This is a genomic window from Paenibacillus hunanensis, assembly GCF_014645615.1.
GTDB lineage: Bacteria > Bacillota > Bacilli > Paenibacillales > Paenibacillaceae > Saccharibacillus > Saccharibacillus hunanensis.
In genome coordinates, this window is record NZ_BMMB01000001.1 from 544,567 (window position 1) to 558,506 (window position 13,940).

Genomic DNA, 13,940 nt, shown 5'->3' on the forward strand with positions numbered 1-13,940 from the left:
CGGATTGATTATAGAAAGTGAAAGGTAGGAGTTCGATGTCGGTACAGCAGGATCAGGAGCACCCGGAATCCCGGGGAGGAGAGTTTCAACGCAAAATGAAAAGTCGCCATCTGGTGATGCTATCGCTAGGCGGCGTAATTGGTACGGGTTTGTTTTTAAGCTCGGGGTACACAATTAATCAGGCAGGCCCACTCGGTACGATTATTGCGTATCTGGTTGGGGCGCTGGTCGTCTATCTGGTCATGCTCTGTCTGGGCGAACTGGCGGTATACATGCCAGTGACGGGAGCATTCCATACGTATGCAGCACGGTTTATCGGCCCGGGAACAGGCTATATGATTGCCTGGATGTACTGGCTTACGTGGGCAGTAGCCCTTGGTTCTGAATTTACGGCGGCAGGTTTGCTCATGCAACGGTGGTTTCCCGACAGCTCGGTCTGGTTGTGGAGCGGTATTTTTGCATTACTGGTCTTTTTGTTAAATGCTTTCTCCGTGCGTTCATTCGCTGAGGCGGAATTTTGGTTCTCAGGGATTAAGGTAGCGGTTATTCTGGTATTTATCGTACTGGGTGGAGCAGCCGTATTCGGTCTATTACCGATGAAGGAATCGGGTGGTGCTCCATTGCTGTCTAATTTTACGAGTGATGGTGGGCTTTTCCCTAATGGGATTTTTCCGATTTTTATGGCGATGCTATCGGTCAATTTTGCATTTTCCGGTACAGAGCTGATTGGTATTGCGGCAGGGGAAAGTATAGAGCCGGAGAAAAATATTCCACGCGCGATCAAAGCGACGGTGGGGCGTTTGATTATTTTCTTCGTCGGCACGATCTTTGTATTATCGGCGCTGATTCCGTGGCGTCAGGCAGGTGTAATTGAAAGCCCATTTGTAATGGTGTTTGACCGGATCGGTATTCCGTATGCAGCTGATCTGATGAACTTTGTGATTATTACGGCACTGCTGTCCGCAGCGAATTCCGGCTTGTATGCTTGCTCACGTATGCTATGGTCGCTGTCGTCCGAGAAGCTACTTCCACCGGTATTCGGTCGTCTGACGAGAGCTGGCATTCCACTGAATGCGATGATTTTCAGTATGATCGGCGGCGGTCTGGCTTTGCTGACGAGCGTGATTGCGCCGGATACGGTGTATATTTTCCTCGTTTCGGTATCGGGCTTTGCCGTTGTCGTCGTGTGGATGGGCATCTCGGCATCGCACTATATGTTCCGGCGTCAGTATGTACGTGAAGGAAACCGAATTGAGGATTTGAAGTATCGCGCGCCACTGTATCCGTTGGTGCCGATCGCTGCCTTTGTCCTCTGTCTGGCGTCCTGCATCGGAATTGCGTTTGATCCGAATCAGAGTCTGGCGTTTTATTGTGGACTGGCATTTATGGTGCTATGCTATGTTGCCTATTTTATTCAAAACAGGTTGCAAAAGGGCAAGACCAGCAGTCACCATTGATCGAACATCGAACATCGAACATCGAACATCGAACATCGAACATCGAACATCGAACATCGAACATCGAACATCGAACATCGAACATCGAACATCGAACATCGAACATCGAACATCGAACATCGAACATCGAACATCGAACATCGAACATCGAACATCGAACATCGAACATCGAACATCGAACATTGGCATCACCTATAGAATTGTACAAAAAAGCACACGTATCCGAGTTACTTCGGAATACGTGTGCTTTTTATCATGTGTTCATCGATAGTAGCAGATCGAGCATGGCGAATCGAATGCTATTTCAGCAGCTGTATAGACGAATCGTCATCTGTTACGATCTCGATGTTCTCCATTAATTAATGCTGTATGCGTAGTGATACAGGCTGTTAATATCTGCATTCAATTGTTTGTTATTGCTCAGGAATACGATTGGAATGATATCAAAATAATGCGTCGATACCGGACCGCGATAGCTATATTGTCCAGCAGCAGGGCCGATATTCATTGGAATGGAGAAGTAGCCGAGACTGTCGGTATTTCCGTTCACCACAACGGTATTATTTCCTACTCGCGTCTGTACACCTACAGTCACGATGCCATTGCCAACCGGAACACCTGTTGCATCAAAGGCACGTCCTTTTACCGTAATGTTGTAGCCGACACGCCATTTTTTACCGTAACCATAGTCGATAAAGCCCTGTACGCCACGATCGGATGTAATTTCACTCACAGCGACACGAGCAATCGCTGCATTTTGATAATTCACGCTTAATGTGTATGGTGTAGTGATATCAAAGGTCGACGGAGCATACACCTGAATATAATAGCTACCTGCGGGCAGGGTGATCTGTCCGTCTGCATTTTGAGCAAGGGAACCGAGGCTTTGTAGATTAGCATCCCACAGCTGGATCACATACGAGCCGTTGGATGACGTATTATTCAGACGCAAATTCACTTTACTTTGAGCATTCAGTGTAATTTTCGTCCAATCCTCATCCAGCAGGTTATCTATATTTTGTTGGCTGATGAATGGAGCAGTACCGCGATCCTTGGCAAAGAATGGATTGTCGTCTGGCTCGTTCTGGTCATAACTGTCTGACAGTGTCGTGAATAATACGAATGGATTCGTCGTATCAGAACCTTGATACGAGGTTACACTAATAAAATAATATCCCGGTGTTGCCAGATAGCTAAGCAGCTCATATTGTCCTGCACCTTTGCTAGAATACGATACTTGCTCCAGTGTGGAGGTAGCGGTGTTCAAGCGATACAGGGCGAGGTCATAGTCTACATTGCTCGTTCCGGTCGACAGAAACGCAGTCAATTTTAATGAGCTAGTTACATTCGTATAATACCAGCGTGCTCCGCCCTGCTGATCGATATAACCGGGAATCGTTGTGTCTGTACTAATCTCTTCTGCGGTGCCAGGCGAAGTATTGCTGCCGTATGTATTATCTGTCGCTGTCACAGCGGCGAAGCTACGAGCAGAGGCTACATCAGATAGAGGGATATGTTGTGCCGGAGCGGATTTGCTGTTATGTACAGTGGCAGGTTGGACTTGCGCGGCAAGTGGCTGTAACGTCTGGTTTTTTGGGAATGCGGCGGTGCCGGAGCTACTTTGTGCCATTGCACCTGGATTCATCCCTGCCATACCGATGGATAGCGCGAGTGCAGCCATTCCTACAAATTTCAATTTCATGTATTTATCTCCTTTATATGGATTTAATAACGGTTTTAGTATAAAGCTAAATAACTAGATGTCAACCTAATTTTATACTTTAAGTCCCTTATTATCCGATTTATGTCATATGAATCTGATGCTTTAGTAATAGTTACAAAGGCTTGAATCATTTCATGAGAAAAAGCACAAACGATTGCAAGGCTAGCAACCGTTTGTGCTTTTTCATCTGTGTGCTATGCATCAGTTCAGCATCGTTTGATTTTTCATTTTCAGTTCTTTGCGAATTTAATTTCGATTGAGCAGTACCAGCGGCAGGAAAATATAATCGACAATTTCGGTTACCGTCTCTGTAGTTAGCATCTGCTGCTTGATCAAAAATTCATACCGGATCAGATCAAACGGTAGAGATACAATACGTGATCGGATCGCTTCCGGTGCGACTTCGCCCCGCTTCACAGCATGCTGTAAAATATCTCGCATAATCGAATTCAGGCTATCATCCTGTACCTTTTCCTTAAAATCCGCTAATGAACCGAGAATGGTGCGATCTCCATAGTCTGCTAGAATGCCAAACACCGTTTCAGCACCGACCATCTGGATCGTGTCTGTAATTTGCAGCAGAAAGGTAAGCACATCATCGCGTAGATTACCTGTATCCGGTGCCTTCATGGCAGGGCGGGGCAGATATTTAATAATAGCTGCAATAACAAGCTCACTTTTGCTTGGCCAACGGCGATAGAGCGCATTTTTATTCGTCTGGGCGCGCGCAGCCACGCCATCCATCGACATCTCGCTATATCCGACTTCGTTTAATTCATCCCATGCCGCTTGTAATAATGCATTTTCCAACACTTCGCCGCGTCGGCGAGTGTTTTTGGTGGATGTGTCGTTCTGCTGATTTGGTTGTTTATTTGTATTCATCGCTGTGCACCTTCCGAATATAAATATAAATATAAATACATTGCCTGTTTATAGTTGTTTTTTAGCTACACCTATAATATCATATTCAAATAAGGTACTATTAGTACCTTAAATAAATGAAAAGAAGGTTATCCGATGACGAATAGACTGATTTCTAAAATTTCGAAGATCTTGATTTCCGGTGCAAGCATTGCTGGACCTACACTGGCGTACTGGTTAGCAAGATATGGATTTGATGTGACCGTAGTCGAACTATCCAGAGCAGTCAGAAGCGGTGGCTATCCGATTGATGTGCGTGGAACTGCTGTGAATGTTGCGGAACAGATGGGGATTTATGATCGTTTACAGCAAAAAAATATTCATTCGGAAAAGGTCACTTTTTTGCATCCAGATGGCAGCGTAGCAGGAGTGATAAAACCGATCATGCTCACAGGTGGTTCAGCGACAAGAGATATCGATCTGCCGCGTGGTGAATTGACTGCGGAATTGTACAATTTGACGCTGAAGCAGCCGATCCAGTATCGTTTCGATGACTCGATCGTGGCGATGCACGAAGACGAGAATGGGGTTCAGGTACGTTTTAAAAGCGGTCACCAGGATACATTCGATATCGTCATTGGCGCGGATGGAATGCACTCCAATACACGTCGTTTGGTGTTTGGGGATGAAGCGCCATTTACGCGCTATTTAGGCTACTGTTTTGGTGGCTTTACTGTACCGAATACGATGGGGCTTGCTTATGAATCCGTCGTGTATGCGTTGCCTGGTCGCTATGCTATTTTGTCGGTGGTAAAGGACAGTGATACGATGCACGCATTTTTGAATTTTGCGACAGAGGACATGCCGGATATCGATCACCGGGACACAGAGCAGCAGCGTAAACGTATAGCGGATTGTTTTGCCGGAGAGGGTTGGATCACGTCTGAACTGGTACAGCATATGCTGCATGCAGACGATTTTTATTTTGATACCGTGAGTCAGATTCATCTAACGAGCTGGCATAAAGGACGTGTGGCATTTGTAGGCGATTCGGCGCATGCACCTTCTTTTCTAACCGGACAGGGCAGTAGTCTTGCGATGGTCGGGGCGTATATTCTGGCAGGAGAGCTGGCTACTCATGAGCATTACGAGGATGCCTTTGTCGCTTACGAACAGATGATGCGACCATTTGCCGAGGCGAATCAGGCACTGGCGAATAACGCTTCCTTTATGATGCCACGTACAGCGGACGAGATCATTGCAAGGAATAGATTGCTGGATGCGATGAATGAGGGCGGCAAGCTAACATTGCCTGAAGGAGATTCTGGTGATGTGCATAGTTCCCTGCAACTGCCTGACTATTCCAGCGTATTGCAAAAATAAAAAGAAGTATAGTACGCTCATGATTTCCTTTGTAAAATCCGGCGTATGGAGTAATATGTGCTTATAAAATGCACAGATGGAAGAGAATGATCGTGTATCAGTTTATTTTTGAACGATATGTGATAGTGAAGAATGGTATTTGTAATCGATGAATTTCTATTCCTTAGAAAGTCGTGCATAATCACCGTAAAGGCTGGGAAAATAGCAGCTCATCAGTTATAATAGAAGGAAAGAAAGCAGACCAGGCAGGTACTCCTACTTACTGGGCTGCTTTTTGCCGTCTGTGCGGTGTGCATGTTTTTGTACACTTTGTATAGAGGTACACTATCGGTAGTACCTATTATTACGTTTATCTATGACAACCTACCCTATAGAAATAGAAGCCTATGAATTGAAATATGTAACATGTGAAGCTCGTTAAGTTCAGATAGACAGGAGTTTTGAAGAATGAGTATACAGGCGCCTGTAATGCAGCAGGCTCAAGAATTGCTGCAAAAATATTTTGGTTATGAGGATTTCCGAGAAGGTCAGCGTAAGATTGTAGCGAGTCTGCTGGATCGTCAGGATACACTCGGTATTATGCCAACCGGTGGCGGTAAGTCGATCTGTTATCAGATTCCAGCGCTGGTGCATGATGGAGTGACGCTTGTGATCTCGCCACTGATCTCCCTGATGAAGGATCAGGTGGATGCGCTGGAGGCGGCGGGTATTCCGGCTGCCTATATTAACAGCACACTGAGTGGACGTGAAGTGAATGAACGTATTCGCGCGGCACGTCGTGGTGAGCTGAAGCTGCTGTATGTTGCACCGGAGCGGCTGGAGCTGGACTGGTTCCGCGATGAGATGAACAGTGTGAATATTACCTGTCTTGCGGTCGATGAAGCACACTGTGTATCGCAATGGGGACATGATTTCCGCACAAGCTATCTGGAAATTGCGCCATTTGTCGATCAGATGCCAGAGCGTCCGATGGTAGCTGCGTTTACAGCAACGGCGACACCGGAGGTGCGTAGCGATATTTTGCGTCTGCTCCAGCTACGTCACCCGGAGGTATTTATTACCGGACTGGGACGGGATAATCTGTCGATGTCGGTACTGCGGGGCACGCAGCGTAAGGAATTTGTTATTGATTATGCGCGTACACATGAGAATGATTCCGGTATTATTTATGCAGCGACACGTAAGGATGTAGACGATCTGTACAGTCGTCTGCTAAGCAGCGGTGTGCAGGCAGGACGTTATCATGCAGGTATGAGCGATGAGGAGCGCGACCAGAGCCAGGAAGCCTTTTTGTATGATGATGTGCGTGTGATCGTAGCGACCAATGCGTTCGGGATGGGGATTGATAAGTCGAACGTACGCTATGTCATTCACTATAATATGCCGAAAAATATGGAGGCTTACATTCAGGAGGCTGGACGTGCCGGTCGTGATGGCGATCCGAGTGAATGTATTCTTTTATTTAGTCCACAGGATATTATGACGCAAAAGTTCCTGCTGGAGCAAAATATGAATGAAGGCGATCGCAAGCATAACGACTATCGTAAAATGCAGCAGATGATCGACTACTGCTATACAACCAAATGTCTGCGTAATGCGATGCTGGATTATTTTGGCGAGCAGCATTCCGGCGAGACCTGCGGTCAATGTAGCTCCTGCCGTGATAGCCGTGAGCTGGTGGATACGACGATTGAGGCGCAAAAGATTTTTTCCTGCATTTATCGACTGCGTGAGCGTTTTGGTGTATCGGTCGTTGCACAGGTGCTCAAGGGCTCACGTAACAAAAAGATTCTACAATACAAATTCGACGAGCTACCAACACATGGTCTGCTGTCACATCTGACGGAAAAAGAAATCTCCGAGCGCATCAACGTGCTGGCAGCAGAAGGTTATCTACTGCTCACCGAAGGTCAGTATCCTGTCGTCAAATTACAGCCGCTTGCTGCTGAGGTGCTCAAAGGGCAGCATAAGGTCATGCAACGTGCGCCATTGCCAGTAGCGACACCAGCTGGACGCGCATCGAGTAGCCGTTCTCGTGCTGGCAGTGAAGAGCTATCCGCCGTGAACGAAACGATCTTCGAGCAGCTGCGCCTGATTCGCCGCGAGCTTGCTTCGCGCGAAGGCGTACCATCGTATATTATTTTCAATGATGCGACCCTGCGCGAGATGAGTGTGATCGAGCCACAGAGTGAGGGCGAGATGCTCACGATCAAGGGTGTCGGTGAAGTGAAGTATCGTAAGTATGGCGAGCCGTTCCTTGCCTTTTTCCAAAAGAAATCGATGGAAGAGAACAGCACGTATGGCGATGAATATTAAGACAAGATGATCAGTGTGAGAACGATTAGCATCAAAACGATATACACAAAAGGGAACCTCATCTATGGAGGTTCCCTTTTGTGTGTATAAAGCCATCGTCCATCGCTGTAAAAATCATGCTTCTACTTCATGCTGTAATCATAGCTGATCACCAGTTGCAATCGTAGCTGTTTATTGTTAATGGAATTCATCCATACTGCAATCATTTGAACGCGATGAAGTAATCGTGCAATTGATAGATCGTCGATTGGTGTTGATAGAATTACGCTGTTTTACGACGGAACAGCATTTGATCCAGCGAGAAGCCCGTGTTATTGGTCACTGCCAGATACAGAGCTACCAGCATGAACGACAGATCCAGCTCGTAACCCGCCATTTGTCCATTCCCCATCAGACCCGCAGACAGCTTCACCGTGAAGACCGCTCCGAGTAGCACGATAATCAGCAGAATAGATACATAACGTGTGAATAAGCCAATGATGAGCAAAATACCGCCAACCAATTCGATTGGAGAAACGACATAAGCGAGGAAGCCGGGAATACCTACACTTTGGAACCAACCAGCTACGCCGTCCATACCCATCTGAAACTTACTGATCCCGTGAGCCAAAAATAGAATACCAAGCACAACCCGCATAATCGTCGATACTACTGTTAATTTCATCATGAATCACTCCCTAAATAAATTGATTACTAAAAGTAATTTACACCCTCTTTATTAGTGTGTCAATAAAAATATTACATATGTTTATATATTATTCTCATTGGTAATATTTGTTGCGCTAAGTAAACACCGCTTCGTTATCATGAATATCTGCAATAGTATAGCCAAAAGGAGTCGTCTTATTTTTTATGGATTGTTGTGAGCAAAATGCTAATTCATCGCTTGTACGGCACAATTTCATTTGCACGATCCTGCTACACGCCTGTATGATGGAAACTACCAGCAACACGCTGATTTATCGATAGCAAGGAGAATAATCACGATGGAAATCGGTTCGATGATTCGTGCCATTCGTAAACGGAAAAACATTACCATTGCTCAGATATGTGAACAAACTGGATTGTCGCAGGGATTCATGAGTCAACTGGAAAATAATAAAACCTCACCTTCACTTGCTACACTGGAGAGCATTGCTGCGGTATTGAACGTATCGCTCGCTCATTTGCTGCTTAGTCGTGAGGAACGTATCAACATTGTGAAAAAGGATGAGCGTCCACTCACCTCGATCGGTCAGCAGCCGATGAAGGTATATGAGCTAGGCATTACGCGCAATATGCGTGTTACGCTCGTGGAGCTGCCAGCCGGATACTCTAGCTCGGACAAGATGATCGCTCATGAAGGCGAAGAGATTCATACGGTGGTCGAAGGACGAGTTCGTGTCGAATATGGCGCTGAGGTTACGGAGCTGGATGCAGGTGATAGCTTTAGCTGGAATGCGGTTGTACCGCATCGCGTGACGAATATCGGTGAGCAGTCTGCGACTATTCTGATTGCGGTATATCGTGAGCGGGAGTGGATGTGAATGAGCGGCAGAGCGTCGCTATTTCACACCTATATTGGAATCGATTACTCAGGTGCGGAGAAGCCTGATTCTCGTATTAAAGGATTAGCAGTCGCGGTGGCTAGAGAAGACGAGCCATTTCAGCTATCATTGCCACCTGTATCGAATCATCGCTCTATACCACCTGTAGCTGCCGCGAAGCAAGCGCTCTGGTCGAGACGTCTTGTGTATGAGTGGCTGTTGCATGAGCTTTATTATAGCGACAAGCGCATAATCGTTGGACTGGATCATGGTCTATCGTATCCGCTATCTCAGCTACAGCGACTCGGCTTGCAGGACTGGGATACTTTTTTACAGTGGAGTCAGCGTACATGGCAGACTTCGCGGCTGACGATGAAGCAGAGTAAGGAACAGGCAGACTATATCAACTCCACCGATAAGCGTCTGGTCGAGCGTGAATTCATCCCATCGACGAAGAGTGTGACCGATCTGGATCGTGTATCCGGTATGCAGGGAGCGGTGTCCTATTCGACACATACAGGCTTACCATGGATCTACCGCCTACGAAAATGGCAACGGCGCGGACTGAAGATTCACTTTTGGCCGTATGATGGTCTGGTCGTGCCGGAAGATCGTCATGTGATTACCGAGGCGTACCCGTCACTATATCGCAGACGTATTCAGCCTGATTCGGCTTATGAGCCGCTTAGTGAGCATGAACGCGATGCCGCTTATATTGCCAACTGGCTACAGGCGCGAGATCGTGCCGGAGCCTTAATGCCGTATCTGGAGCTGGCTACACTGAGTCAGCAGGAGCAACAGCTTGCCTTGCTGGAAGGCTGGGTACTTGGTTGTCTATAACGTATAGAAGCAAAGGAGCGGATCATCCATGAAGGTTGTACTGTCTACATTGAATGCCAAATATATTCATACCTCGCTTGCCATTCGCTGTCTGAAGGCATATAGCGAGAAGGAATTTGATATCGAGCTGGCAGAGTATACGATCAAAGACCCGGTGATGAATATCGTGTCCGATCTGTATCGCAGACAACCGGATGTGATCGGATTCTCCTGTTACATCTGGAATATCGAGGAAACGATTCGTGTACTGGAAGTGCTTAAAAAAGTCATGCCTGCTACACGTATCGTGCTCGGTGGCCCAGAGGTATCGTATGATACCGAGCAATGGATGCAGCGTCTGCCTCAGGTTGATTTTATCGTGATTGGCGAAGGAGAAGAGACGTTCCATCAGCTGCTACAGGAGATCGAAGGCGCGGGGAAATATCACTTTATTTACGGTGTAGCCTATCGCAAGGGTGAGGAGATTATCGTCATGCCGGGCAGACCGAAGCAGGATCTGAATGAGCTGCCGAGTCCACATCGTTTTCCCGAGGATATTCCGCATCTGGCGAAGCGAGTCGTTTATTTTGAAACGAGCCGTGGGTGTCCGTTTAGCTGTCAATTTTGTCTGTCGAGTATTGAGGTTGGGGTACGATACTTTGATATCGAGCGGACAAAGAGTGATATTTTATACCTGATCGAAAATGGTGCAAAGCTGATCAAGTTCGTCGATCGTACGTTCAACATTAAGCGTGATTATGCGCTGGAGATGTTTCGCTTTTTGATTGAGAATCATAATGGTTGTACGTTCCAATTCGAGATTACAGCCGATATTATGCGTCCAGAGGTACTGGATTATTTGGCAGAGCATGCGCCGCCCGGGGTGTTCCGCTTTGAGATCGGAGTGCAGTCGACGAATGATCCGACTAATGAGCTGGTCAAGCGCCGACAAAATTTTACGAAGCTGAGTCGTACCGTCAACACGATCAAGCGCTCCGGTAAAATCGCGCAGCATCTGGATTTGATCGCAGGGCTACCGCTGGAGGATTATGCGACCTTCCGTAAGACATTTAATGACGTGTTTGCGCTGGAGCCCGAGGAGCTACAGCTGGGCTTCCTCAAAATGCTACGCGGCACCGGACTTCGTCTTGATGCGGAAAAGTATCAGTACACATATATGGATCATGCACCGTATGAGATTCTGGGCAGTCATGTGCTATCCTTTGAAGATATTGTGCGCTTGAAGCGGCTGGAGGATGTGCTGGAGAAATACTGGAATGCGCATCGGATGGATCATACACTTGGGTATTTGATGCAGCATGAATTTGAGTCACCGTTTGACTTTTTCCAGGCGTTTGGCGATTACTGGGAGGAGCAGGGCTGGCAAAAGATCGGGCATCAGCTGGAGGATTTGTTCACCCGTTTGCAAGCCTTTTTACAGCAGCACGGATTGAAGCAGCCAGATCGGGTGTATGGCTTGATGAAGCTCGATTATTTGCTCAATCATCGTCAGAAGCCGCGTAAAATCTGGTGGGACGATGCGCCAGATCGAGATCGAGTCCATCGTTATTTGCAGTATATCGCTCAGCTTCCAGAGGGAGAGGGATTGCCTGCTGCATGGACAGGCTCGCAGCTGAACGAGCGTGAGCTGCACAAGCATATCGTCGTAGAGCAGCTTCCATTTCGTCTGGATGCTGTGCTAGCAGGTGAGCTAGCGTTGGCTTCAGCAGATGGAAGTGTACTGCTGGTGAACTACCGCCAGCAGGAGCAGTCAAAGCCGGAGTATATTATTTTGCAGGAGCAGCGCGATCGCGTATGAGCTAGTAGAGTGTAGGAGGCAGGATGGCTGCCCCATATTCCGTTATAATCGAACCGTCAGTTTATCTGTACGGTTCTATTTTTTGCTAGTGAGCGTATTCTTACACGCTGGTAATCTATTATGCTGAATGTTCACATGAGATTGGAAGCGAGCAGGCTTCATCTATAAAAATAAAACTAGCGAGCATGACTCGACATCAACGATCGATCGTATACCATAATACATGTCAATAAACAGGAGGGTGCCGATATGAGTTACAGCTGGGTAGGCAGTCGATATATGTTTCTGGATGAAATCTCGGTGACCGAGCAGAAGGGCATCCATATCGGACGCTACGGTGGGAATACACTGAGCGGTGCGAGTAAGAATGAGGATGGATTAATCGTTTTACAGAGTGAGGCAGGCAACGGTCGACTGGCAGTGGTGCTGGATGCGCATTATAGTGCTGAAAGTGCAGAGCTGGTAGTTGATCAGCTACTGGATCATAAGGATGATCTGGTCGCCTTGATGGAGCGAGAGGATGCGTTCCAACAGATAGAGCCATACATAATAAGCCTGTTATCAGATGTTGCCTTTCGTGCTGCCTGTCATCAGGTCAAGGGAGAAACAGCACTGCTGATCGTCTATCAGCGCGATGAATATGTATGGTGGTTCTCCATTGGCGATTGTATCGCTTATGTGCTTCATCCCGAGCTGGCTAAGCTCGGTCAATATGCACTGAACCAGCGTCAATTTTACGAATGGATCGGTCAGGTGAACACATTGGATGGGCCGGTTCCTTGCTATAGTAGCGGTCGCCGTCAGCTACGGAGTGGACGGAATATGATCGTGCTGCTCACGGATGGTATTGTCGAGGGAGCGGATCGAGAATATGAGCATGCTCCAGCATTGTATGATTCGCTGTATAATGAGCATAGTATGAGTGTGAATCTGCATCGTCTGCTCAACCATCTGCATACGACAGGCGCGTATGATAGTGCAACGATTATATGCTGGGAGTATGATCATAATGGAGAAGCCGCTATGCCATCCGATCAGAAGCCGCCTATGCAGGCAGCAGATGGAGAGGAAGGATAAGCCAGGCTGACGAGGGCTATATTTCACCAGTAGCATAGAGATGAGCATAATAAAATAGTGACAACGCGATAAATGAAAGGAACGATCACATTGACCCAATCTAATTCTATCCATTCTACCGCTTCACACGAGTCAGATTGGATAAGCCAGGAAGTCTCTTCAAATGCAGACTCCACTGCATCAACACCGATTCCACCAGCACCAGCCGCAGAGGTACATAGCGATCTATCCCAGGAGAAGCAGCGCATTCTAGCGAATACGTATACCTTTGTGAAGCAGGAGCTGAGCGGTGAGACGAGTGGACACGACTGGTGGCATATTCACCGTGTCGTACAGATGGCACGGCGGCTGGCACTGGCAGAGGGAGCAGACGACTATATTTGCACGATGGCAGCCTTGCTGCATGATATCGCTGACGAAAAACTAAATCCATCCAAGGAAGTCGGTATGCAGCGTGTCAACGATTGGCTGGATCGTCAGCATGTACAGACTGAGGATCGCGAGCAGATTACGTATATTATCGCGAATATGTCGTATAACGGAGGGAACAATCCACCATTGCCCACAATCGAAGGCAAAGTGGTACAGGATGCTGACCGTCTGGACGCGATCGGCGCGATTGCAATCGCCCGTACATTCGTATATGCAGGTCATGTCGGTGACATGATGTATGATCCTGATTTGCCGGTACGAGAGCAGATGAGTGCTGAGGAATACCGTAACGGTCGCAGCACAGCGATTAACCATTTTCATGAAAAGCTGCTCAAGCTCAAAAATCGAATCAACACTCCATCCGCACGCCAGATTGCTGAGGAGCGTCATCAGTATATGGAGCAGTATGTACAACGCTTTTACGAGGAATGGGAAGGTCGCTAAGTGACGAGGAGTAGCTAGTATAGAGGATCGGATGCTCACAGCGATATCCGCTTATTAAAGCTACTCATCTACACACGATACGT

Annotated in this window: 11 protein-coding genes; 8 read left to right on the top strand and 3 right to left on the bottom strand. The window is 47.3% G+C overall.

What is annotated here, in order from left to right:
* The first annotated feature begins 35 nt into the window (after nucleotides 1-35).
* A complete protein-coding gene (locus tag IEX62_RS02315; RefSeq protein ID WP_188773781.1) occupies nucleotides 36-1,457 on the top strand; it encodes an amino acid permease in 1,422 nt (473 codons plus the stop codon).
* A 355-nt stretch (nucleotides 1,458-1,812) separates the two neighbouring features.
* On the opposite strand, the gene IEX62_RS02320 is transcribed toward IEX62_RS02315, so the two are convergent.
* Together IEX62_RS02320 and IEX62_RS02325 are read right to left on the bottom strand one after the other, a co-directional pair.
* The gene (locus IEX62_RS02320) at nucleotides 1,813-3,159 is read right to left on the bottom strand and encodes a carboxypeptidase regulatory-like domain-containing protein (protein WP_188773782.1); all 1,347 of its coding nucleotides are present in this window, start codon (nucleotides 3,157-3,159) and stop codon (nucleotides 1,813-1,815) included.
* A gap of 267 nt (nucleotides 3,160-3,426) precedes the next feature.
* Nucleotides 3,427-4,062 carry a TetR/AcrR family transcriptional regulator gene (locus IEX62_RS02325; RefSeq protein ID WP_188773783.1) on the bottom strand — a complete coding sequence of 212 codons (636 nt, stop codon included), beginning with the start codon at nucleotides 4,060-4,062 and terminating at the stop codon, nucleotides 3,427-3,429.
* Between the two features lie 135 nt (nucleotides 4,063-4,197).
* Between IEX62_RS02325 and IEX62_RS02330 the strand changes: the two genes are divergently transcribed.
* Nucleotides 4,198-5,424 (top strand): FAD-dependent monooxygenase, encoded by a 1,227-nt coding sequence (locus tag IEX62_RS02330; RefSeq protein ID WP_188773784.1) that lies wholly within the window; start codon nucleotides 4,198-4,200, stop codon nucleotides 5,422-5,424.
* Nucleotides 5,425-5,871: 447 nt separating this feature from the next.
* Nucleotides 5,872-7,740, top strand: coding sequence for a DNA helicase RecQ (recQ, locus tag IEX62_RS02335; protein WP_188773785.1), 1,869 nt, complete (start codon nucleotides 5,872-5,874; stop codon nucleotides 7,738-7,740).
* Between the two features lie 262 nt (nucleotides 7,741-8,002).
* Here recQ and IEX62_RS02340 read toward each other — a convergent pair whose 3' ends face one another.
* The gene (locus IEX62_RS02340; RefSeq protein WP_229685561.1) at nucleotides 8,003-8,407 is read right to left on the bottom strand and encodes a DoxX family protein; all 405 of its coding nucleotides are present in this window, start codon (nucleotides 8,405-8,407) and stop codon (nucleotides 8,003-8,005) included.
* A gap of 319 nt (nucleotides 8,408-8,726) precedes the next feature.
* On the opposite strand from IEX62_RS02340, the gene IEX62_RS02345 reads away from it, so the two are divergent.
* From IEX62_RS02345 to IEX62_RS02365, 5 genes are all read left to right on the top strand, one after another.
* Nucleotides 8,727-9,266 (top strand): cupin domain-containing protein, encoded by a 540-nt coding sequence (locus tag IEX62_RS02345; protein ID WP_188773786.1) that lies wholly within the window; start codon nucleotides 8,727-8,729, stop codon nucleotides 9,264-9,266.
* Complete coding sequence (locus IEX62_RS02350) at nucleotides 9,267-10,106, top strand: hypothetical protein (protein ID WP_188773787.1); 840 nt, start codon at nucleotides 9,267-9,269, stop codon at nucleotides 10,104-10,106. It abuts the gene before it with no gap.
* A 28-nt stretch (nucleotides 10,107-10,134) separates the two neighbouring features.
* Complete coding sequence (locus IEX62_RS02355) at nucleotides 10,135-11,904, top strand: B12-binding domain-containing radical SAM protein (protein WP_188773788.1); 1,770 nt, start codon at nucleotides 10,135-10,137, stop codon at nucleotides 11,902-11,904.
* A 249-nt stretch (nucleotides 11,905-12,153) separates the two neighbouring features.
* Nucleotides 12,154-12,981 carry a PP2C family serine/threonine-protein phosphatase gene (locus tag IEX62_RS02360; protein ID WP_188773789.1) on the top strand — a complete coding sequence of 276 codons (828 nt, stop codon included), beginning with the start codon at nucleotides 12,154-12,156 and terminating at the stop codon, nucleotides 12,979-12,981.
* Between the two features lie 90 nt (nucleotides 12,982-13,071).
* On the top strand, nucleotides 13,072-13,857 hold the full coding sequence (locus IEX62_RS02365) for an HD domain-containing protein (protein ID WP_308422622.1): 786 nt from the start codon (nucleotides 13,072-13,074) through the stop codon (nucleotides 13,855-13,857).
* Nucleotides 13,858-13,940 lie beyond the last annotated feature (83 nt).

What these genes read in the sequence shown, in the direction of transcription:
- IEX62_RS02340 (WP_229685561.1), bottom strand. Translation starts at nt 8,407, where the DNA reads ATGATGAAATTAACAGTAGTATCGACGATTATGCGGGTTGTGCTTGGT.
- recQ (WP_188773785.1), top strand. Translation starts at nt 5,872, where the DNA reads ATGAGTATACAGGCGCCTGTAATGCAGCAGGCTCAAGAATTGCTGCAA.
- IEX62_RS02350 (WP_188773787.1), top strand. Translation starts at nt 9,267, where the DNA reads ATGAGCGGCAGAGCGTCGCTATTTCACACCTATATTGGAATCGATTAC.
- IEX62_RS02320 (WP_188773782.1), bottom strand. Translation starts at nt 3,159, where the DNA reads ATGAAATTGAAATTTGTAGGAATGGCTGCACTCGCGCTATCCATCGGT.
- IEX62_RS02330 (WP_188773784.1), top strand. Translation starts at nt 4,198, where the DNA reads ATGACGAATAGACTGATTTCTAAAATTTCGAAGATCTTGATTTCCGGT.
- IEX62_RS02325 (WP_188773783.1), bottom strand. Translation starts at nt 4,062, where the DNA reads ATGAATACAAATAAACAACCAAATCAGCAGAACGACACATCCACCAAA.
- IEX62_RS02315 (WP_188773781.1), top strand. Translation starts at nt 36, where the DNA reads ATGTCGGTACAGCAGGATCAGGAGCACCCGGAATCCCGGGGAGGAGAG.
- IEX62_RS02345 (WP_188773786.1), top strand. Translation starts at nt 8,727, where the DNA reads ATGGAAATCGGTTCGATGATTCGTGCCATTCGTAAACGGAAAAACATT.
- IEX62_RS02355 (WP_188773788.1), top strand. Translation starts at nt 10,135, where the DNA reads ATGAAGGTTGTACTGTCTACATTGAATGCCAAATATATTCATACCTCG.
- IEX62_RS02360 (WP_188773789.1), top strand. Translation starts at nt 12,154, where the DNA reads ATGAGTTACAGCTGGGTAGGCAGTCGATATATGTTTCTGGATGAAATC.